The 20,808-nt window shown below is 71.5% G+C and carries 21 protein-coding genes and 1 tRNA gene; 13 read left to right on the forward strand and 9 right to left on the reverse strand.

The window, feature by feature from the left end:
* Positions 1-7: 7 nt before the first annotated feature.
* Entirely contained in the window at positions 8-667 is a 660-nt protein-coding gene (locus AB0310_RS14315) for an SDR family NAD(P)-dependent oxidoreductase (protein WP_366237511.1), read from the reverse strand.
* 102 nt (positions 668-769) lie between these two features.
* A complete protein-coding gene (locus AB0310_RS14320; RefSeq protein WP_187662306.1) occupies positions 770-2,221 on the reverse strand; it encodes a DUF6421 family protein in 1,452 nt (483 codons plus the stop codon).
* Between the two features lie 72 nt (positions 2,222-2,293).
* On the opposite strand from AB0310_RS14320, the gene AB0310_RS14325 reads away from it, so the two are divergent.
* The 3 genes from AB0310_RS14325 to AB0310_RS14335 all read left to right on the forward strand — a co-directional run bounded on the left by AB0310_RS14325 (position 2,294) and on the right by AB0310_RS14335 (position 4,110).
* Positions 2,294-2,752: an Lrp/AsnC family transcriptional regulator gene (locus tag AB0310_RS14325; protein WP_187662305.1), complete on the forward strand. Its 459-nt coding sequence runs from the start codon at positions 2,294-2,296 to the stop codon at positions 2,750-2,752.
* Between the two features lie 62 nt (positions 2,753-2,814).
* A complete protein-coding gene (locus tag AB0310_RS14330) occupies positions 2,815-3,105 on the forward strand; it encodes a DUF4287 domain-containing protein (protein WP_292794676.1) in 291 nt (96 codons plus the stop codon).
* A 36-nt stretch (positions 3,106-3,141) separates the two neighbouring features.
* Positions 3,142-4,110 carry a 1,4-dihydroxy-2-naphthoate polyprenyltransferase gene (locus AB0310_RS14335; RefSeq protein ID WP_259954332.1) on the forward strand — a complete coding sequence of 323 codons (969 nt, stop codon included), beginning with the start codon at positions 3,142-3,144 and terminating at the stop codon, positions 4,108-4,110.
* 227 nt (positions 4,111-4,337) lie between these two features.
* Here the strand turns inward: AB0310_RS14335 and AB0310_RS14340 are convergent, their stop codons facing one another.
* Together AB0310_RS14340 and AB0310_RS14345 are read right to left on the reverse strand one after the other, a co-directional pair.
* On the reverse strand, positions 4,338-4,628 hold the full coding sequence (locus AB0310_RS14340) for a DUF4229 domain-containing protein (RefSeq protein ID WP_259954334.1): 291 nt from the start codon (positions 4,626-4,628) through the stop codon (positions 4,338-4,340).
* A gap of 9 nt (positions 4,629-4,637) precedes the next feature.
* Complete coding sequence (locus AB0310_RS14345; RefSeq protein ID WP_366237512.1) at positions 4,638-5,564, reverse strand: hypothetical protein; 927 nt, start codon at positions 5,562-5,564, stop codon at positions 4,638-4,640.
* 368 nt (positions 5,565-5,932) lie between these two features.
* Between AB0310_RS14345 and AB0310_RS14350 the strand changes: the two genes are divergently transcribed.
* From AB0310_RS14350 to AB0310_RS14370, 5 genes are all read left to right on the forward strand, one after another.
* Complete coding sequence (locus AB0310_RS14350; RefSeq protein ID WP_366237513.1) at positions 5,933-6,913, forward strand: glycosyltransferase family 2 protein; 981 nt, start codon at positions 5,933-5,935, stop codon at positions 6,911-6,913.
* Complete coding sequence (locus AB0310_RS14355) at positions 6,910-8,274, forward strand: polysialyltransferase family glycosyltransferase (protein ID WP_366237514.1); 1,365 nt, start codon at positions 6,910-6,912, stop codon at positions 8,272-8,274. The genes AB0310_RS14350 and AB0310_RS14355 overlap by 4 nt, the downstream gene beginning before the upstream one ends.
* Positions 8,275-8,285: 11 nt before the next feature.
* Positions 8,286-9,446, forward strand: coding sequence for an acylneuraminate cytidylyltransferase (locus AB0310_RS14360; protein ID WP_232089090.1), 1,161 nt, complete (start codon positions 8,286-8,288; stop codon positions 9,444-9,446).
* Positions 9,447-9,539: 93 nt separating this feature from the next.
* Positions 9,540-10,412 (forward strand): N-acetylneuraminate synthase family protein, encoded by an 873-nt coding sequence (locus AB0310_RS14365; protein ID WP_197971849.1) that lies wholly within the window; start codon positions 9,540-9,542, stop codon positions 10,410-10,412.
* Positions 10,409-11,815, forward strand: coding sequence for a DUF6716 putative glycosyltransferase (locus AB0310_RS14370; RefSeq protein WP_366237515.1), 1,407 nt, complete (start codon positions 10,409-10,411; stop codon positions 11,813-11,815). Before AB0310_RS14365 ends, AB0310_RS14370 begins: the two co-directional genes overlap by 4 nt.
* A 7-nt stretch (positions 11,816-11,822) precedes the next feature.
* On the opposite strand, the gene AB0310_RS14375 is transcribed toward AB0310_RS14370, so the two are convergent.
* Positions 11,823-12,650: an SDR family oxidoreductase gene (locus AB0310_RS14375; protein ID WP_187664219.1), complete on the reverse strand. Its 828-nt coding sequence runs from the start codon at positions 12,648-12,650 to the stop codon at positions 11,823-11,825.
* Positions 12,651-12,870: 220 nt separating this feature from the next.
* Between AB0310_RS14375 and AB0310_RS14380 the strand changes: the two genes are divergently transcribed.
* A tRNA-Met gene (locus tag AB0310_RS14380) sits at positions 12,871-12,946 on the forward strand.
* A gap of 38 nt (positions 12,947-12,984) precedes the next feature.
* The gene (gene arfB, locus AB0310_RS14385; protein WP_187662297.1) at positions 12,985-13,425 is read left to right on the forward strand and encodes an alternative ribosome rescue aminoacyl-tRNA hydrolase ArfB; all 441 of its coding nucleotides are present in this window, start codon (positions 12,985-12,987) and stop codon (positions 13,423-13,425) included.
* Here the strand turns inward: arfB and AB0310_RS14390 are convergent.
* The gene (locus AB0310_RS14390) at positions 13,391-14,056 is read right to left on the reverse strand and encodes a TetR/AcrR family transcriptional regulator (protein ID WP_292794148.1); all 666 of its coding nucleotides are present in this window, start codon (positions 14,054-14,056) and stop codon (positions 13,391-13,393) included. The two genes, arfB and AB0310_RS14390, sit on opposite strands and share 35 nt — an antisense overlap.
* Positions 14,057-14,126: 70 nt before the next feature.
* Here AB0310_RS14390 and AB0310_RS14395 point away from each other — a divergent pair, with 70 nt between their 5' ends.
* A complete protein-coding gene (locus AB0310_RS14395; protein ID WP_232089089.1) occupies positions 14,127-15,410 on the forward strand; it encodes an MFS transporter in 1,284 nt (427 codons plus the stop codon).
* 31 nt (positions 15,411-15,441) lie between these two features.
* On the opposite strand, the gene AB0310_RS14400 is transcribed toward AB0310_RS14395, so the two are convergent.
* The 3 genes from AB0310_RS14400 to AB0310_RS14410 all read right to left on the reverse strand — a co-directional run bounded on the left by AB0310_RS14400 (position 15,442) and on the right by AB0310_RS14410 (position 18,452).
* Positions 15,442-17,514 (reverse strand): MprF family protein, encoded by a 2,073-nt coding sequence (locus tag AB0310_RS14400; protein ID WP_366237516.1) that lies wholly within the window; start codon positions 17,512-17,514, stop codon positions 15,442-15,444.
* Positions 17,515-17,563: 49 nt separating this feature from the next.
* Complete coding sequence (locus AB0310_RS14405) at positions 17,564-18,217, reverse strand: DsbA family protein (protein WP_366237517.1); 654 nt, start codon at positions 18,215-18,217, stop codon at positions 17,564-17,566.
* A gap of 64 nt (positions 18,218-18,281) precedes the next feature.
* A complete protein-coding gene (locus AB0310_RS14410; protein ID WP_366237518.1) occupies positions 18,282-18,452 on the reverse strand; it encodes a hypothetical protein in 171 nt (56 codons plus the stop codon).
* Positions 18,453-18,780: 328 nt separating this feature from the next.
* On the opposite strand from AB0310_RS14410, the gene AB0310_RS14415 reads away from it, so the two are divergent.
* A complete protein-coding gene (locus AB0310_RS14415; RefSeq protein WP_280564563.1) occupies positions 18,781-19,131 on the forward strand; it encodes a PLD nuclease N-terminal domain-containing protein in 351 nt (116 codons plus the stop codon).
* 14 nt (positions 19,132-19,145) lie between these two features.
* Positions 19,146-20,795, forward strand: coding sequence for a 2-succinyl-5-enolpyruvyl-6-hydroxy-3-cyclohexene-1-carboxylic-acid synthase (menD, locus tag AB0310_RS14420; protein WP_366237691.1), 1,650 nt, complete (start codon positions 19,146-19,148; stop codon positions 20,793-20,795).
* Positions 20,796-20,808: the final 13 nt, after the last annotated feature.

Consider the following 20,808-nt stretch of genomic DNA (forward strand, 5'->3'; position numbering starts at 1 on the left):
CCGGGACTCAGCCCAGGTCGAGCACGCGGTCGTTGAGGTCGGCGGCGCCGGTGTCCCAGAGTCCGACGAGACGCGCGGCGAGGGCATCGGGATCGAGCGCCTTGGCGCGGAACACGACGGCAGCGGCGCGCAGCGGTTCGTCGGCCTCGCGGGCCGTCTTGGCGTACCCCTGGGCGACGGCACGGGTCCAGGCTTCGCTCGCCGCCTTGACCGCCGCGTAGTTCGCTCCGCCGGCGAGGGGCCGTGCGACGGCGGTGGACGACACGATCGCGAACCGTCCGGCGGCCGAGGCGCGGAGACGGCCGTCGAAGGCCCGGCTCGTCGCCCGCACCGCTTCCAGCGCCGGGAGCAGCGCCGCGAAGTCCTCGTCGGTCTGCCCGGCGAGTCCGCCTCCACCTCGCCACCCGCCCACGAGGGGCACGACCGCATCGACCGTCTCGAGCCGCCCGGCGAGCGCCGTCATGTCGGCGAGGGAGGTCGCGTCGGCGACCGCCGTCTCGGCGCCCGCCTCGGCCAGGGCGCGTAGTCGCTCGGACGTACGGCCGGTGGCGACCACCCGGGCGCCGGCATCGCGCAAGGCCCTCGTCGCCGCCAGTCCCGCTGCGCTCGTGGCCCCCGCCAGCACGACCACGCGGCCCTGCGCTTCCCGGCTCGTCGGCGTCGTCATGCGGTGTCCTCTCGGTCGGAGATGCCTCTGCGGCCGGACCCGGGATCCGGGTCTCCGGCCGCAGAGGTGGTGCGCCCCAGCGTCACAACGGAGCGGTGCGGATCAGTCGTCCGTGCCGCGGATGCCGACCGTCGACTCGATGACCGGCTTCATCTTCTTGTCGAGCGTCTCGAAGAACATCGACAGCGGGAACTCGTCGTCCAGGACCGCGTCCGTGTAGCCCTTCGGCGCCCCGGCGAGGATCTCGTCCGACAGTCCGCGGGCCCACTGCGACGCGGGGTGCGGCGTCAGCGTGCTGCGGACCAGCTCGTAGGCGGCGAGCCAGTGCGCGACCTTGGGGCGGTCGATCGAGTGCCAGTACAGGTCGTCGATCGCGTCACCGAGCGCCACGACGGCGTCCGGCACGTTCTCCCAGTCGAAGGCGAGTGCCGTGTCGGTCCAGTGCAGCACGCCGCGCTGGTGCAGCCACGCGAACAGGAGCTGGCCGCCCACCGCGTCGTAGTTGCGCACGCGCGTGCCGGTGATGGCGAAGCGGAAGATGCGGTCGAAGATCACGGCGTACTGCACGAGGTGCGCGTACTCGTGCATCTCCCGCTCGGTCTCCGTGAGCTCTTCGCCCGCGGCGACCCGGGCATCCAGCGCCCGCTCGATCTTCACCGACTCACGGAACGCCGTCATGTCGCAGCGCATCTCTTCCAGCGAGTAGAGGAAGAACGGCATCCGCTGCTTGATCATGAACGGATCGAAGGGCAGGTCTCCGCGCATGTGGGTGCGGTCGTGGATGATGTCCCACATCACGAAGGTCTTCTCGGCGACCTCCTGGTCTTCCAGCATCGCCGCCGCGCGCTCGGGGAGGTCGAGGTTGGTGATCTCCGAGGCCGCACGGACCACGCGGCGGTAGCGGGCGGCCTCGCGGTCCTGGAAGATCGCGCCCCAGGTGAACGTCGGGATCTCGCGCATGGCGACGGTCTCCGGGAAGAGCACGGCGGAGTTCGTGTCGTAGCCGGGCGTGAAGTCCACGAGCCGAAGCGAGACGAAGAGCTTGTTGCCGTAATCGCCGGCCTCGAGCGCGGCGATGAACTCCGGCCAGATGGTCTCGACGATGAGCGCCTCGACCAGGCGGTCGCTCGAGCCGTTCTGGGTGTACATCGGGAAGACCACGAGGTGGCGGATGCCGTCGACGCGATGCTGCTGCGGCTGGAAGGCCACGAGCGAGTCGAGGAAGTCCGGCACGCCGAAGCCCTCGGCCGCCCAGCGCTCGAAGTCGGCGATGGAGGCGGAGAGGTACTCCGCGTCGTGGGGGAAGGCGGGGGCGAGGGCCCGGATCGCGGCGGTGATCTCCCCGACGAGCGCGGTCGCCTGGTCCAGGGTCGCCGAGCTTGTCGAAGCGCCAGGGATCGAGCCGTCCTTGATCTGCAGCTCGCGGATGGCGATCGCCGCCTGCTTGAGCTGCGCCCAGGCGGCGGAGTTCTCGACGATCGACGCATCTTCGACGACCTCGGGTTCGCCGACGATGGCCTGAACAGCGGAACTGTTGGCGGAAACGAGGGACATCGGAACCTCCGATCGCAGTGAAAAACGGAAAGATTCCGGTGATAACGGAATCCTGACGATAATCTTACAGCTATGGATGATTCTGTCGACCGTGCGATCCTGGCGACCATCTCCCGTGACGGGAGGGCGACGCTGTCCCAGCTCTCCGAGGCCGTCGGGCTGTCCGTGTCGGCGGTGCAGTCCCGGTTGCGGCGACTCGAGACCCGCGGCGTCATCACAGGCTACCGGGCGATCCTGGACCCGGAGCAGGCGGGGACTCCGCTGTCCGCCTTCATCGAGATCACGCCGCTCGATCCGGCCCAGCCCGACAACGCCCCCGAGCTCCTGGAGCACCTCGACGCGATCGAGGCGTGTCACTCCATCGCCGGGGACGCGAGCTACATGCTGTTCGTCCGCGTGCCGACGCCGCGCGACCTGGAACAGCTCGTCCGCGATGTCCGGCTCGCGGCGAACGTGAGCACCCGCACGACCGTGGTCCTGCAGACCTACTACGAGCACCGGCCCATCATCCCGGTCGCGTCCGCCGAGTAGACCGGGCGACGTGGGATCATCATCCAGACGTTCCTCGACGGGGACGGAGAGCGGAGAGAACCATGTCCTTCCAGGCATACCTCGACAAGGTCGAGACCCAGACCGGCCTCACGCCGCGGCAGTTCATCGACCTCGCCCACGAGCAGGGGTTCGACGAGAGCACGAAGTCCACGGTCGTCCTCAACTGGCTCAAGCAGGAGTACGGCCTCGGTCACGGCCACGCGCAGGCCATGGTCCACGTCATCCTCAAGGGGTCGAAGATCAGCGACAAACACGTCGGCACGACCGGGGCGCACGCCGACAAGACCGACGAGCTCTGGCTCGACGGCAAGGACAGCAACCCGCACCGCTGAGCTCGCCGCCTCGCCGCGACGACTAGGATTCCGTGGGTGGCAGCATCCTCCCAGCGCAAGAAGAAGTCCGGTCGGCGCACCCCGCCGCGCACCAGCGGAAACCCGGCCAAGCGGCCGGTCGTCGAAGCGGGTCCCGTGACGATCGGCGACTGGATCGGCGCCGCGCGCCTGCGCACGCTGCCCCTCGCGATCGCCCCCGTCGTCATCGGTACGGGAGCCGCACGCAGCACGGGTCCGGAGTTCCACTGGGTGATCGCGCTCGCGTGCCTCGCTGTGGCGGTCCTGCTGCAGATCGGCGTGAACTTCACCAATGACTACAGCGACGGCATCCGCGGCACCGACGCCCATCGGGTCGGCCCGGCGCGGCTCACGGCCTCCGGCCGCGTGAAGCCGCGCACGGTGCTCGTCATCGGCCTCGTCTTCTTCGCGCTCGCCGCAGCGGTCGGGATCGCGATCGTCGTCCGCACCGGACAGTGGTGGATGCTCGCGGTCGGTGCGGCCTGCATCGTCGCGGCCTGGTTCTACACCGGCGGCAAGAGGCCCTACGGGTACTACGGCCTCGGCGAGGTCTTCGTCTTCGTGTTCTTCGGGCTCGTGGCCACCCTGGGCACCACGTGGGTGCAGGTCTTCATGCTCCCGCAGCAGGCCTGGCTCGGAGCGATCGCCGCCGGCCTGTTCGCCTGCGCGGTGCTGCTGGCCAACAACCTCCGCGACATCGATCAGGACCGCGAGGTCGGCAAGCGCACCCTGACGGTCCTCATCGGCCGCCGCGCCACGCAGGTCCTCTTCACGCTCTTCGTGCTCGTGCCGTTCGGCATCGCCGTGTTCCTCGCGCTGCTGTTCCCGATCGCCTGGATCTCCCTGCTCGCGCTGCTGGCCGGGCTTCCCGCGATAGTGATCGTCTGGACCTACCGTCAACCGCGGGAACTGGTCATCGCCCTCGCGCTGACGTCGCTCACCTCCCTGCTCTACGCCGGCGCCCTGTTCTGGGCCTTCGCCGGCTGACTCCGCTCCCCGTCTCCCGTCCCCGGTGACCCCCGCACAGGGGGCCGAGATGTCGGTCGAACCTATGGCTTAGCCGAGAGTTTTGAGACCGAGTCCAACAATGGAGACGCGGACAGGGCTGGTCACGTCTTCGGAGACGGTGGACGACACGCCGCGTTGATGACCGCGCGGGCGGCGTGCCGCGGCGGATCTCCGAAGTTGTGCGCGGGTGCGCGAGGCGGAAAGCGTCAGGGGCGCTCGTCGGGGGAGCGGTCGACGAGCTCGTCTTCGGCGTCGGCGTCGGCCTGCTGTCCGGAGACCTTGCCCTGCCGGCGCTCGTGCAAGCGGGCGGAGGCGTCCGAGAGCGGGGTGCGCAGGAAGAGCATCGAGATGCTCGCGCCGATGAGGGCGGCGAAGATCGCGGCGAGCCACCAGAACTCGCGGAAGATCGGGAAGAAGAACCACAGGATGGCCAGCGGGACGAGGAACGCCAGCAGGCGCAGCACGGTGTAGACGAGGAGGGGGGCGGGCTTCTTCACCCCCTCAGTCTACGTTCGCGGTCCCGTGGCCCCGCCGGGAACCCGGAGCCCGAGGCTGACGAAGGGGATGCCCCGCACCACGCGCCGCCACGGATGCTCACCCAGCGTCCACAGCAGCTCGTCGTCGGGGTCGAGGGCCAGATCCTCGCAGCCGACGGGCAGAGCCATCGGGTGCCGGGTGAGTGCATCGTGGCCGCCGGACCACAGCACCCCGGGCCGGAGGTGATCGGACTGCGAGACGAGGTAGCGGTCACCCCACCGCACGGCTCCCTGCATGTGCCGGATGCCCGGAGTGAAGCGCTCGAGTTCGACGAAGCCGTCGTCGGGTGCGAGGGGGATAGTGAACTCGCCGACCTCTCCCGTCTCCTGACCCCGGTACTCGCCGATGAGCACGCGGGGGAGCGGCGTCCCGTCCTCGTCGAACACGCGACCGAGAAAGGAACACCGCAGCGTCACCGGGTGGCGACGGGTCCGCACGGCCACCACCGTCGTACGCCGATCGCGGCGGCTCGTGCCTCCTCGGATCCGCTGTGCCTCGGTGCCGTGCACCCGCCGGAGCGCACCGAGGTCGAACTCCCAGATGCCCTGCCCGGTGGCCGCCGCGAACAGGCGGTCGCCGAACCAGGCGAGTCCTCCCGCATGGATCGGTGCGGGCTGCAGGACGCCGTCGTCGTCGGCGACGGCCAGCACGATGTCGAGGCGGCGGGCGCGTTCGCGATCCACGAGGGTCACGAGCGAGGCGAGGTGGCGCCCCGACGGGTCCTGGCGGAACCAGCTCACCGCGAGAGCCCGTCGTCCGCGGCGCTCGCCGACGTCGATGCCCTGGGGGTACCAGCGCTGGGTCCACGACCGTGCCGTGAGCCAGCGCAGCTCGATGCCTCCGACGCGCTGGCGCCGCCACATCGGGCGCCATATCGTGCTCCAGGGCCACCGCATCCGTCCATCGTCGCCGATCCGGAGGCTCGGCGCGAATTTTCACGGATTGACCTAGGCCGATTCGCGCGATCGAACAGACGGTTGTATCGTGTTACGTGTTGAGTGCTGATCTTCATGGAGTCGCTCTCGACGACGCCTCGCGGTTCGCTGGTGGGGGCCAGTACCGCCGCGAGGTGGCCGTCGCCTCACGGTGACGGTTCACCGGGTGTTCGCATCCGGCAGTGCAACGCACTGGGGGTGTGGCTCGTTCGGGTGCGGGCCACACCTCAGCGTTCACCTCGCGCGTCACCGGACGTTCACCGCACGGTCGCTCTCCGGCCACCGTCGCCTGCCACGATGACGAGCCCATCGCCCACTCCGGGAGCTCCGTGCGCACGCCCCTCGTCACCGTCATCCTGCCTGCGAAGGACGCCGGCCCGTACATCGGCACCACCCTCGAGACGCTCACCCGGCAGTTCGACGATCCCGCCGCTCTGAAGCTCGTGGCCATCGACGACGGCTCCCGCGACGACACCGGCGCGCTCATGGCGCACTATGCGGAGCGGTTCCCGCACGCCCAGGTGCTGCGGAACGCCGAGCCACGCGGGCTGGCGTCGGCACGCAACCAGGGGCTCGCCCACGTCGAGGGCGAGGCGTTCTGCTTCGTCGACGGGGACGACTGGATGCAGCCGCAGCGCCTCGCGGTCCTCGCCGCGCGCCTGCGAGAGCTCCGGTGCGACTTCCTCCGGACGGATCATGTCACCGTCACCGGGACGCGGCGTGCGCTCGTCCGTGCTCCGTATCCGTGGAGGGAGCGGGTCGTGCCACCCCGGGAGGCGATCCTTCCGGTCGATGAGCCGAGCATGGTGGACTACCCCTTCGCCTGGGCGGGACTCCTGCACCGCCGTCTGCTCGACCGGGGGCTCGCCGCGTTCCCCTCCGGCCTCTTCACGGCCGAGGACCGCCCGTGGATCTGGCGCCTGCATCTGGAAGCGGCCTCGTTCGCCGTGGTGGACGCCCCGGCGCTGCTCTACCGCCGAGGCGTCGAGACGTCGCTCACGCAGGTGCACGACCGCCGCCAGCTCGACTTCGCCCCCGCGCTGGCGGAGGTGATCGAGCTCGTCCGGAAAGACCGCGATGCCGACCGCTTCCTCCCGAAGGCCGTCTGGACCGCGCTCGCCCTCAGCGCGCATCACCTGGTGCGCTCGCGGCGCATGGCGCCACCCGTGCGTCGCGAGATGCGGAGGCGGATCCGTGCGCTGCTGCACGACCTCCCGGCGGCGGAGGTCGCCACGGTGCTCGCCCGGCTCGATGGTCCGCGACGTCGGGTGCTCGCGCGCAGCCTGCGCGGCGGAGGCCACGCGACATGACCCGCCTCTTCGCCCTGCACAGCGCTTACGGACTCGCGACCGCGGCCGCCGCGATCGATGCGGGCCTGCTCGACGCGGGCTCCGGCGCGGGCGCTCGCGCCCCGGAGCGGGTGCTCGTGCCGTTCACCTCGTCGCGGGTCCCGGAGACGGTCGTCGGCATCGACACGGATCCCGCGCTGCACTCCCTCCGCGGCCGGTTCCATCGTGTCGAGCCGTTGGCCGACGTGCTGGGACCCCTGCATCCGAGCGCCTGGGAACCCGCGGACGCCGACCTCCCCGTGCTGGGGCGACTCCTCGCGCGAGCGTGGCGGCTCGACCCGCGGGAGATCGAGCTGTTCGTGCAGAGCCCCCAGGTCGCACCGGCCCGTACTCTCCTCTCCGTGTTCCCCGAGGCGCGGGTGACCATCGTCGGCGACGGCCTCATGACCTACGCGCCGATGCGGGTACGGCTGCCGCACGCGGTCACGGCGCGGATCGAACGGGTCGTGTACGCCGACGTGGTGCCCGGCGTCCGTCCGTTGGTGGCCTGTCCGCACGCGGTGGCGGTCCCGGTGCCTCCGGAGTCCTTCGCGGCAGCGCTGCAGGAGACGGGAGAGTCGTCGCAAGGGTCGACCGCCGCAGGACCGGCGACGGTGCTCGTGCTGGGACAGTACCTCGCGGCCCTCGGTCTGATGACCGCGACGGAGGAGGTAGCGCTCCAGCAGCGTCTGGTCGACCGGGCGGCGGAAGAGCTCCCGGAGCGGATCGTCTTCAAGCCCCATCCCGCAGCACCGCCGCAGCTCGCCCACGCCGTGCGCGCTCATGCGGAGAGTCGCGGTCTGGCATTCGTGGAGGACCGCGGTCGTCTGGCTGCCGAACTCCTGGCGGAGCGCCTCGACGCGCGCGCCGTCGTGGCGACCTTCTCGACGGCTCTGCCCACGGTCCGCACCCTATTCGGGCGGAGGATCGGCGCCGCGGGCGCGACGGAGCTGCTCCGCACCCTGACCCCGGTGGAGAACAGCAACCGCATCCCCCTGACGATCGTCGATGCGCTCACACGGACACTCTCCCCCTACGCCGATCCGGATCGGTTGCAGCTCCTCGTGGACGCGGTGGGCTACACGATGCAGCCGGAGATCGCGGGGCACCTTCGAGCCAGGGCGGAGGAGCTGCTGGACGGCTTCGACCACGAGGAGCGTCGGCGGTACTTCGCACCGGAGCGGCTGACCGCGCTCGCCCTCCCCGGGCGGTCGGCGCCGCGGGGCGTGCACCGCCTGCTGGCTCCGCGCGGCGGCGTGGGACGGATAGAGGAATGGCGGCTGTCCGCTGTCGGCGCCCGACGCCGCGCCGGCCGTGCCTGGCGGGAGATCCGCGGACGATGAGGAGACACGACATGGACGAGCGCCTGCAGACGACGGTGGCGATCATCCCCGCGCGGGGCGGATCGAAGCAGATCCCGCGGAAGAACCTCGAGCGTGTGGGAGGTGTCCCCCTCGTCGCCAGAGCCGTGCACGCCGCGCGGGCGGCGGCGTGCTTCGACCTCGTGATCGTCTCGACCGACGACGACGAGATCGCCGTGGCGGCCGAGGAGGCGGGCGCGCGGGTGATCCGGCGGCCGGTCGAGCTCTCCGGAGACACCGCGACCTCGGAGGCGGCGATCCTCCATGCGCTCGATGAGCTGGAGCGCGAGGGTGAGCGGTTCGAGGTCGTCGCGTTCCTGCAGGCCACCTCGCCCTTCCTCCCGAGCGCCGCGTTGGCCGATGCCGTCGCCGAGGTGCAGCAGGGAGAGTCCGACAGCGTCTTCTCCGCCGTCGAGACCTACGGTTTCCTCTGGCGCCGGGGGGTCGACGGCACGGCCGAGGCGATCAACCACGAGGCCGGCCACCGCCCTCGCCGCCAGGACCGAGAGCCGCACTATCTGGAGACCGGAGCCTTCTACGTGTTCCGGGTCGACGGATTCCGCGCCCACCGCCACCGCTTCTTCGGGCGGATCGGGATCGCCCCCGTGTCCGAGGAGACCGCGATCGAGATCGACGATGCCGCGCAGCTTCAGGCCGCACGGGCCCTTGCCGTTCTGCATGAGAGCCCGGTGCGGATCCCCGTCCGCGCCGTGGTCACCGACTTCGACGGGGTGCATACCGACGACACGGCGATCATCGACGCGGATGGCGGAGAGCGGGTGCGGGTCAGCCGGGAGGACGGGATGGGCGTCTCGCTCCTGCGGCGGGCGGGGGTGCCGATGCTGATCCTTTCTACCGAGGTGAACCCCGTGGTGCGAGCCCGAGCCGACAAGCTCCGCGTCCCCGTCCTGCACGGGATCGCCGACAAGGAGGCCGCGCTGCGGCAGTGGGCGCAGGAGCAGGATGTGGCGCTCGCCGACGTCGCCTACCTCGGTAACGACGTCAACGACCTTCCCGCCATGCGGATCGTGGGCTGGCCGGTCGCCGTCGCGAACGCCCACCCGCTCGTCCGTGCGGAGGCGCGCGTCGTGCTGGGGAGGCGAGGCGGCGACGGGGCCGTGCGGGAGCTCGTCGAACGGGTGTTGTCGAGCTGACCGCCCCCGGTAACCGTCCGGTCGATCGGTGTTCACCCGCGGCCCGTACTCAGGAAGGACGGGGCGGTTGACCGTTCGACGACCGGAGGAATCATGACTGTCAGCATCGGATCGCACGTGATCGGCGGCGGCCGTCCCGCCTACGTCATCGCGGAGATCGGCCTCAACCACAACGGCGACGTCGACATCGCCAAGCGCCTCATCGACGTCGCGGCCCGAGCCGGCGCGGACGCGGTGAAGTTCCAGAAGCGCACGCCCGAGATCTCCACCCCGGAGCACATGCGCGACGTGCCGCGAGAGACGCCGTGGGGCACCATGAGCTACCTCGACTACCGGCGCCGAGTGGAGTTCGGCCGCGACGAGTACGTCGAGATCGGCGACCACGCGACGATGCAGGGCCTGGACTGGTTCGCCTCGCCGTGGGACGTGCCGAGCGTCGCCTTCCTCGAAGACCTCAACGTCGTGGCGCACAAGGTCGCGTCGGCGAGTCTGACCGACACCGAGCTGCTCGTCGCGCTGCGCGAGACCGGGAAGCCGGTCATCCTCTCGACGGGCATGTCCACCATGGAGCAGATCGACCGCGCGCTGGACACGCTCGGCACCGACCGTGTCGTCCTCATGCACGCGACCTCGACCTATCCGCTCGAGCCCGAGGAGGCGAACCTGCGGGTGATCGCGACCCTGCGGGACCGCTATCCGGGGATCCCGGTCGGCTATTCGGGACACGAGCGCGGCCTGCAGATCTCCCTCGCCGCGGTCGCGATGGGAGCCGTCGCCGTGGAGCGCCACATCACCCTGGACCGGACGATGTGGGGTTCTGATCACGCCGCATCCCTGGAGCCCGGGGGCCTGGAACACCTGGTCCGCGACATCCGTGTCATCGAGAGCGCGGTGGGCGACGGCGTCAAGCGCGTCTTCGACAGCGAGCGGGCGCCGATGGCGAAGCTCCGCCGCGTGCCCGCATGACCGCCGGCGCCGGGATGCGCGTCGTCGCCATCGCGGACGCCGACTCGTTCGTGAAGTGGGCGGCATCGTTGCTGGGGGCCGTGCCCGACCTGCGATCGCAGCTCCTGCTGGTGCGCACGCCGTTGACGGTGAGCGCCGCGCAGCAGGATGCGGCGCTGGCGGGCACCGGCTTCGGCGCCGCCGACGTCACGCGGCTCGACTTCGAGCGCGTGGCCGGATGGCTCGAAGTCCAGCGCCCGGACGTGGTGCTGCTCGCCGGGCGGGGACCGTTCGTCCGCCTCCTGGGCCGAGTCGTCGATGCATTGCGGCATCGTCCGGTGACCGTCTCGGGGCTCCCCGGCATGGCGATCCCCGCCCAGCGCGGGGCGCTCGACTACCGGCGACACACCGACCTGCTGATCGTGCACTCGCACCGCGAGCGCCGTGCCTTCGCCGAGCTCGGCGAGCGCATCGGGGTGCGGACGCCGCTCGCTCTGGCGACCCTGCCCTTCGCGCGGGGTCGCGAGCGGTGGAGTGGCAGCCGTCTCCGGGAGTCCGCGGCGGCCGGAGTGCTCTCCGGGGGTGCGGGCGCCATCGCTCTGGCGGAACGTCCTGTCGACGGAACACCCGCGGCGGTCCGTCGGCCCGGGGCGACGGACGTCGTCTTCGCCGCGCAGGCCCTCGTGCCCCGACGGCCGGAGGAGCGCGCAGCGATCGCCGCCATCCTCGTGCGCGTCGCGGAGGCCGATCCGTCGCGCCGGGTGGTCGTCAAGGTGCGGTCCCGGCCGGGGGAGGCCGAGACCCACCTCAACCGTGATCCGTACACCCGTCTCTTCACGGCGGGCCGCCCGGCGAACCTCGTGTTCTCGCACGCGCCGATGGCGACCGCGCTCGAGTCCGCCGCCGGTCTGGTCACGGTGAGCTCGACGGCGGCGGTCGAGGCGCTGGCCCACGGGGTCCCCGTGATCGCGCTCGACCGCTTCGGGGTGCACAAGAGTCTCCTCAACACGGTCTTCATCGGCAGCGGTCTGCTGGGCGGCGCGGGCGAGGTCGTCGCCGGCCGGTTCCGCCACCCGCACCCGTCCTGGCTCCGCGACAACTACTTCCACCCGGAGGTGGAGGCGGACTGGTGGGATCGGGTGCAGGAGCTCGTGGCGCTGCGTCGGGCCGGGGCCCTGCCGCATCGACGGGTGCCCGCGGCCCGCGGCGGGGCGCTGCACGAGGCCTGGCATCGCGCGAGCGTGCTCGGCCGCGCGGACCGCTCCCTCACCGGCCGCCTCGCGCTCGCCGCAGGCGTGCCTGCGACGCATGCGCTCTCCGCCCTGCGTTCGGGCCGCCACCGGTCCGCCCAGGACACCTGGGCGGACCCGACCACGGACTACACGCTGGAACCGAACCCGTTCCGGGACTCGATCCGCCGCTGACCTGCGCTCAGACCGTGCGCCAGTCGTGGCTCTCGATCGCCGCGCCCGCCTGCGGTCCCATCTGCAGCATGCCGCCGTCGATCACGACCGAGGCCCCCGAGATGTAGGCGGCCTCCGGCGAGGCGAGGAAGGCGATCAGCGCAGCGACCTCGCGGGCATCGCCAGGGCGTCCGAGCGGGATGCCGGGGCGGTCCTCGGCGTGCGGGTCGGTGTCCGTCTGCCCGGTCATCGGGGTCGCGATCTCACCCGGGGCGACGCTGACGGCGCTGATCCCGTACCGGCCGAGCTCGAGCGCGAGGTTCTTCATGAGCCCGCCGAGGCCGTGCTTGGCCGTGTCATACGCGCTCGCCCCCACCATCGGCTGGTGCTCGTGCACGCTGGTGACGGAGATCAGTCGTCCGCCCCGACCTGCGGCGACCATCGACCGGGCCGCCCGCTGTAGGCAGACGAAGGCTCCGGTGAGGTCGGTGTCGAGCACCCGGTTCCACTCGTCGAGCGTCACGTCGAGGAACGGGGTCTGGAGCCCGGCGCCGGCGTTGTTGACGAAGACGTCGACACCGCCGAGTTCCGCGATCAGCCCGTCGATCACGTCGCCGCAGGCGGGGATGTCGGAGACATCGAGCTGGGTCACCACCGCCCGGGCGCCGTGGCTGCGCACCTCGTCCGCGGTCTCCTGGGCCCCGGCCTCGTCGCTGTGCCACGTGATGCCGACGTCGATGCCCGCCGCGGCGAGGGCCACGGCGGTCGCGCGGCCGATGCCGGAGTCGGCCCCGGTCACGATCGCGCGGCGGGCCTCGGCCTCCAGCCGCGCCTGCGGATCCCCGGCCTCCGCCATCGGCGTCGGGGTCTTGTCGTTGTGCTGAGATTCGGACATGTCGGCCTCCTGCTCGGACGTCATCGGTGCGAGCGACGGTACGGGGAGGGTCGGGAGTGGTCGAACCGGTTGACGACGAGCGGCGGCGACGCTAGCCGTCCGCGTCATCCGGCGACTCATGGCGTTATCCCAGGGAACGGTCCTGGTGGGAAGGATCACGGCCGGGTAACGTCATCCCCATCGCGGCGATCCGGGCGGTCCCGGGCCCCGGCTCATATCCGGAGGCGTTGCGGGTTCGACTCCCGCCGTCGCGTCCACTCGGCGCTCGCGGCCGTTCATCCTCGATGATGGAGGCATGCCTTCCGCCCCTCGCCCCGGACTCCGCGTCTCCGCGGGTCTGACGATCCCGGAGGCCGAACTGTCGTGGCGTTTTTCGCGATCGTCGGGGCCGGGCGGTCAGGGCGTGAACACCACGGACTCCCGGGTGGAGCTGGTCTGGGATGCGGCGAACTCCGCGGCCCTGTCGCCGACGCAGCGCGACCGGCTCCGGGAGCGGCTCCGCGGGCGCCTGGTCGACGGTGTGCTGACGATCGCCGCGTCCGAGCACCGCGCGCAGCTGCGCAATCGGGAAGCGGCCAGAGAACGGCTCGCTGCGCTCGTCGCGGAGGCCGTGCGTCCGCCGGCGCCGACGCGGCGGGCGACGAAGCCGAGTCGAGGGTCGAAGGAGCGTCGGCTGACGGCGAAGCATCGCCGCACCGACGTCAAGAGCCTGCGGCGGCGCCCCCGCGAGGACTGAGGTCCGGACCCGTTCGTGCGCTCCGCGAGCCGGCGAGCTGCTCCTCGATAGGGGCCCAGCCGTGTTCGAGGAGTGTCGAGCCGGCGTCGAGCACGCTCTGCTGATCGTCGCTCTCGGTGACGAGGATCTGCATCTGCAGGACGAACCGCGCGTACACGCGGACCTCGGGGGTGGGGGCCGGGATGTCGAGCTCGTCGGCGATGGCCTCGGCGAGCGCGTCCTCGTGGCGCAGCCACATCTTCGACGCGTAGTCCCGGAGCGCCGGCGTCTCGTTGAGGAAGCGCAGGAAGATGCGGGCCACGTCGTCGCCGTGCTCATCGAGGTTGGCGGCGATCTCGGCCGCATAGAAGTCGTGGATGGCCTTGTTGATCGTCACACCGGTCGACCGGCCGCGCACGGCCGAGACGAGGCGGTCGCGCTGCTCGTCGTCCTCGTCGAAGACCAGCGCCTCCTTCTGCGGGAAGTGGGCGAACACGGTGGTGGGGGAGACATCGGCGGCGTCCGCGACCTCGCGGATGCTGACGTTGTCAAACCCGCGCTCCAGGAACATCCGGGTGGCCACGTCGGAGATGTTCTTGCGGGTCGCGGCCTTCTTGCGCTCGCGGCGACCCAGGGGCGGGGGCGTCGTCATGCGGCCACCCTATCGTGCACTCGACCAGAAAGTGTATTGACACCAAAACCGGTATCACTACACTTTCGGTATGACTTCACCTCCTTCTCCCGTTCGCGGCGCCGGCCGCGCGTGGGTCATGCTCGTCGTCCTGACGATGCTCACGGTCATCGGCATGACCGTCGTCCTGCCCGTGCTGCCGTTCGTCGTGCTGCAGTACGTCGCGCACGAACACGACCTCGCCCTCTGGGTCGGGGTGCTGGAAGCGGTCAACGGGCTGTGCGCCTTCCTCGCCGCCCCGCTCCTCGGGCGGCTCTCCGACAGGTTCGGACGACGACCCGTCATCATCGTCGCGGCGTTCGGCGCGGCCTTCTCCATGGCGCTGTTCGGCGTGGGCGGGGCGATCTGGGTGCTCGTGCTCGCCCGTGTCATCCAGGGGCTGACGGCCGGAGACCTCCCCGCCCTGTTCGCCTACCTGGCCGACATCACGCCGCCCGAGAAGCGCGCGCAGCGCTTCGGCCTCCTCGGCGCACTGACCGGCATCGGCACCATGATCGGTCCCGCCATCGGCGGTCTGCTCGCCGCGATCGATCTCCGTCTGCCCGTCTTCCTCACTGCGGCGGTCGGCCTCACGATCGCGATCCTCAGCATCTTCCTGCTGCCGGAGAGCCTGCGACCGGAGAACCGCATCGCGCGGATCGCCCTCCGCGACGTCCAGCCGTTCGGGGTGTTCCGCACCGCCTTCGGCCGCCCCGAGCTTCGCGGGCTGATGATCGCGTTCGCGCTGCTCGCCCTGCCGTTCGGATTCTTTGTGAACAACTTCAGCGTCCTCGCCCTCGACGCCATCCAGTGGGGACCGACGCAGATCGGCCTGCTCACGGCAGGGGTCGGCATCATCGACATTCTCATTCAGGGCGTGCTGCTCGGCATCCTGCTGCCACGGATGGGGGAGCGCGGCGTGATCGTCAGCGCCATCGTCGCGCAGGCGATCGGTCTCGCCGGTCTCGCGATCGTGGCCTCGCTGCTCGCCCAGCCGTGGCTCTTCATCGTCGGCGCGCTGATGCTCGCCGCCGGTCAGGGCGCTGCCCAGGCCGCGATGGACGGCGCGATGTCCAACGCCGTGGGCGACGACGAACAGGGCTGGCTCGGAGGTGCCACCCAGTCCCTCAACGCCGCGATGAGCACCGTCGCCCCGTTGATCGCGGCCGCCCTCTACACCGCCGTCAGCCATGCCGCGCCGTACTGGCTCGGCGTCGGGATCATGGTCGTCGCCGCGCTCGTCGTCGCGCGGGCGCACATCGCGAACACGGCGAAGCGTCCGGCCGCGGAGACTCGGGATGGCGTCGCCGGGGAGGTGGCCGAGGCGCGGGCCTGAGTCCGGCGACGCGCGGGCCCGGGCGCGAGGATCAGTGCTCGCCGCGGACGAGCTCCAGCCCGGCCCCGGCGAACTGCCGCAGCGTGGCGTCGGGGAGGAAGGCCCGGGTGAGCGCTCCGCCGATGCGGGTGAGGTCGCTCTCGTCGCGGAAGAGGAGGTACATGGTCTCGTAGCGGGGGTGGAACTTCTCCTTGAAGCGGTGCAGCGAGCGGAAGCCGTACACGGGCTCGAGCGCATCGGCGAGCCGGTCGCTCAACGCGGCGATCACACCGGCGTCCGGCGGGTAGTCGTGCGCGAGGGGAGCGCCGGAGAGTGACATGAACTCGGCTCCCTCCTCCGAGAACTGCTGCGCGGAGGCGCCGATCAGATACTCCATCACCGGTCCGAAACCGCCCTCGCGACGCCGCATGAGGTCGAGGGTCCAGCCGCGGACCACCCCGCCCTCCCCGTACACGGGCAACCACGAGAGGAAGCCGTCGACGTCGCCGTTCGGAGCGATCGCGAGGGCGAGCCGCACCTCGGGGTCCTCCGCCTCCTCCAGGGTTCCCAGGGTGAACCGCATCTCCGGAAGGTCCTTGTCGCCGACCCACGCCTCGGAGATCCCACGGAGCTGCTGACGGAGGCCCCAGGTCTCCGCCGCCAGGTGGGTGAGCCGGAAGGTCATCTGCTCCCGCCCGGCCCGGTTGAGCGATGTGCGCACCGGCTGCCAGCGTTTGCCGGTGAAGGTGAGGCCGGGAAGGTCGACGATCGTGTCGTCCGCCACCACGAGGCTGCGCCACGTCTCCGGGATTGCCGCCCTCGTCGCCTCGTCCGCGCTGAAGAAGCAGGGGACGAGTCCGGCGTCCTCGGCCGTGCGGATGAAGTCACGGACCGCGGCGGACCGGGACTCCGCCGGGCCGATCGGATCGGCGAGGGCCAGGGCGACGCCGTTGCGGCGCTGGTACGCGACGATCCCGCCGTCCACGCGGGCGTAGCCGTTGCCCTCCCATGTCGTCATCCAGGACAGGGTGCCGCCGCCGTGCGCCCGCAGTTCGCGCCGGAGTTCGTCTCCGGTCGGGGCAGGCTGCCGGCCGAGCGCGGTCGAGCGGCGCGCACGGAAAGCCCGGCGTACCGCGATCAGATAGGTGAGCACCAGCGCCCAGAGGATCCCGGTGGCGAGCGTGAGTTCGGTCTCTGCGTCGATCACCGTCTCGAGCTGCGCCTCGCTCGTGAGGATGATGAGGACCAGCACGAGCGTGGCGGCGAGCACGTTGAGCGGGCCGAGGATGACGGCGACGACCCACGCCCAGCGGCGACCGCGCCGCAGGCCGTTCGCGATGAAGAGGATCACCGCGACGTCGATCGCCGTATCGATGAAACCGCCCGAAGCGGGATCGGTGGGACCGAACGGGCCGTCGGTCGGCACGAGGACCGTGATGATCTCGATGGCCACGAGCGTGAGCACCGCCATCACGGCGATCAGTCGCTGCTCCCGGACGGTCGTGCGCCGCACGCGGAGACTCCGGTCCACGAACAGGATCAGCAGGACCGCGAACAGGTGCTCGAGGTCGGCCAGCTCTCCCCAGAACATCATCGCGACGAACACGAATCCGAGGAGCACCAGCCACGCGCGCACCCGCCAGGGCGGACGGAACAGGCCGACGGCGGCGGCGATGCAGGCCATGGTCCCGCCGGATGCGCCGACGTCGAGGGCCTGCGCCTGAGTCTGCGCCCACGCCCACGGAAGCTGCGATATGAGGAGGAGGAACAGAGCCGTCGCGAAGATCGCGAAGAGCTGCCCGACCGTGAAGTAGGCGAGGGCGACCCGGGTGCCGCGGCGGTGCTCCAGGTAGCCCATGCCCCAGAACCCGGCGATGGTGAAGAGGTACACCCAGGGTTCGTTGACGAAGAACGTCCCCGTGACCGGCGTCCACCACTTGCCCTCGGCCAGGCTCGGCAGCCCGTAGGCGACGGCGGGGAAGAGCGCCGAGTCCTCGAACGGCCGCCACAGCCCCTGCCAGATCACGCCCGTGAGCAGGACCAAGCCGATCATCGTCAGCGTCGCCGGCGTGGTCCGCAGGGCCCCGAACAGGAGACGGGCCGACGAGGGGCGCTCCGAGGTCATGCGCTCAGCGTAGAGGTGGGGCCGCCGCACGGCGACCCCACCGACGGGGTCACTCGGCGACGGCCGCCGCGATCGCCTCCTCCAGGTCGTTCCACTCGACGAGTTCGACCTTCTCGCCGTCGACGAAGAAGGTCGGGGTGCTGCTCACCCCCAGCCGCTCACCGTCGCGCTTGTCCTGCTGCACGCGGGCGAGGGTGGCGGGGTCCGCGACCGCGGCATCGTACGCGGCCATATCGAGCCCGAGCTCCTCGGCGAACGCGCGGAACACCTCCGGCGTCTCCGTCGACTGCTCGCCCCACTGGGCCTGCGTCTCGAACAGACGGTGGAACATCTCCTCGTAGCGGTCCTGCTGTGCAGCGGCCTCGGCGGCCAGCGCGGCCTGCGTCGAGTTCACGTGCCCCGGCAGCGGGAAGTACCGGGTGACGTACCGGATGTCGCCGTCGTAGGTCTCGCGCAGCTCCTCCACGATCGGGTAGAACGCGCCGCAGGCCTCGCACTCGAAGTCGAGGAACTCGACGACCGTGACGGCGTCGGGGCCCCCATCATCGAGGACGTGGGAGTCGGTGCCGACGGTGGGCAGCTTCTCGCCGGCTTCGGGATCGGGCTTCGCGGGCTGCTGACTGAGGGCGTAGACGATGCCGGCGACGAGCAGCACGACGGCGACGGCGACGGCGATCAGGGTCGCCTTGACGGGGGTCTTCATGGGGTCTCCAAACACGGGGGATACGACGAGGGGTGCCGCGGAAGCGGCGGGAGCCGGTGTCGGATCAGGTGCGGGAGATGGAGAGCTGGACGAGCGAGACCGCGGGGAGGAGCGGGCGAGGGCCGGCGCGGAGGCGTGCGGTCGCCCGGGGCAGGAGACCGCGGAGACGGACGCCGCCGCGGGTGCGCAGGTGCCGGAGGAGCAGGACGAGGGCGACGCAGCAGAGGGCCGCCACCGCGCACGCCGCCGCATCGGAAGCCAGATCGGCCGAGGGCCATCGACGATCGGGACTCCGGCTGCCGTGGCGTCGGCGGGCTGCGAGACGCCGGGGGCGAGGCACAGGGTCGCATGCGGATCCACCGACCCGTGGGAGGCCGACCAGGCACCGACGACGAGGAGGAGCGCGAGGCCGACGGCGATCATGATCCGGCTCGGCAGGATCCGCTCGGCGCGCGCTCGCGGCGTCGGGACGGGGGCGAGGGGCGGCATGTCCCGCGCAGTCTAGCAACGGGGCCTTTGCCGTCTCCGGGCCCGACCGGCCCCGACGTGCCTAGACTGGAGGGGTGGCGAGACTACTGATCATCGGCGGCTTCCTCGCCGCCGTGTTCTGGGTGTACAGCATCGTCGACTGCGCCGTGCAGCCGGCGACGCGGCACCGCGGCGTGCCCAAGGCCGCCTGGGTCGCCATCGTCGTCCTCATCCCCGTCATCGGCGGGATCCTCTGGTTCGTCATCGGCCGTCGCCGGGCGAACGACCAGGGTGTGCCGCGCACCGTCGCCCCGGACGACGACCCCGCGTTCCTCCGCAGCATCAGCAAAGCGGAGCAGGACGCCCGGATCCGTCGCCTCGAGGAGGAGCTCGCGCGGCTCGACGAGGAGACCGACGAGCCGCCCGCCACGGATCCGCGCCCGTGACCTCGTCGCCGGCGATGGAGGCCGCGGCCTCCCTGTTCGCCGACCTCGTGTCCCACGGCGTGCGTGACGTCGTCCTCTCGCCGGGGTCGCGTTCGCAGGCTCTTGCGCTCGCCGCGGCGGCCTTCGCCGACGAGGGCCCGCTCCGCGTGCACGTGCGGATCGACGAGCGGGTCGCCGGATTCACCGCCCTGGGCATCGCCAGGGAGACCCGCGTCCCCGTCGCGGTCGTGTGCACCAGCGGCACGGCCGTCGCGAACCTCCTCCCGGCCACGATGGAGGCCTTCCACTCCGGAGTTCCGCTGCTGCTGCTCACCGCGGATCGGCCTCCCGAGCTGCGGGGGGTCGGTGCGAATCAGGCCACCGTCCAGGAGGGGCTCTTCCACCCCTGGGTGCGGGCGCAGATCGACGCCGCCGTCCCCGGGGACGGCGACTGGGACGGCCTCGCCGCGCGAGTGGTCGCCCTCGCGCTCGGAGCGGCGGATGCCGAGTCCGGGCTTCCCGGCGTGGCCGGCCCCGTGCACCTGAACCTGCCCTCCCGCGAGCCGCTGTCGGGCGCGATGCCCTCACGCACGCTGACACCGGGGGAGCCGCCGCGGCTTCCGGAGCCGGAGGCGTTCCCGCTGGAGCGCGGTCCCCGGACGGTCGTCCTGGCGGGCGCCGATGCGGGCGCTGAGGCGGAGGAGGTCGCCCACGTCGGCGGCTGGCCGCTCATCGCGGAGATCGTCAGCGGCGCGCGATTCGGGCGCCAGGTGGTCCACGGGTACCGCCGGCTGCTGTCCCGCGACGACCTTGGCGGGCGCATCGAGCGGGTGGTCGTGCTGGGCCACCCGACGCTCAGCCGCGAGGCCGCGCGTCTGCTCTCCCGCGCGGACGTGGAGGTGGTCGCGGTCCGCAAGGGCGGCGAGGAGCTGAACCTCAACCACCGCACGCGCGCCGTCGCGGCCGTCGCGGTCGCCCCGGGGGAGACCGACCGGGAGTGGCTCGGAGCGTGGATGCGGGCCGCCGCCGCCGAGGCCGTGGATCTCAGTGAGAACGCGCCCGACACCGAAGGGCTCTCCTCCACCGACGTCGCCGCCCGCCGCGTCGCCGTGCGCGCGGAACTCGACGCCGTGCGCCGCCCGCTCGACCGCGAGCGCCTCGTGGATGCGGTGTGGCGGGCCACCTGGCCGCACGACCGCCTCGTGTTCGGATCGTCGCGCCTGGTCCGCGTCGCCGACGAGGTGCTCGGCGGCAAGAAGGTCCCCGTGCACGCCAACCGCGGACTCGCCGGGATCGACGGCACGATCGCCACCGCCACGGGCGTCGCGGTCGCGAGCCAGGCCGCCGGGGCGCCGGGTGTGACCCGGGTGCTGCTCGGCGACCTCGCGTTCCTCCACGACGTCGGTGCGCTGCTGTTCCCGAGTGACGAGACGGAGCCGCGCCTCCAGGTCATCGTCGGCAACGACGGAGGCGGCACGATCTTCGACGGCCTGGAGGTGGCGGGCACCGCCCCCTCCGCGCACCTGGATCGTGTGTTCTACACCCCGCACGGTGTCCGCGTGGAGCACCTCGCGCTCGCCTACGGCTGGGAGTATCAGCGGGTCACCACGCGCACCGCTCTCGACCAGGCGCTGACGACGCCGCGCGGCGGTCGCCAGATCATCGAGGTGCCGCTGCCGCGGTGACTGGCATCATGTG

The organism is Microbacterium meiriae, assembly GCF_040702565.1.
GTDB lineage: Bacteria > Actinomycetota > Actinomycetes > Actinomycetales > Microbacteriaceae > Microbacterium > Microbacterium meiriae.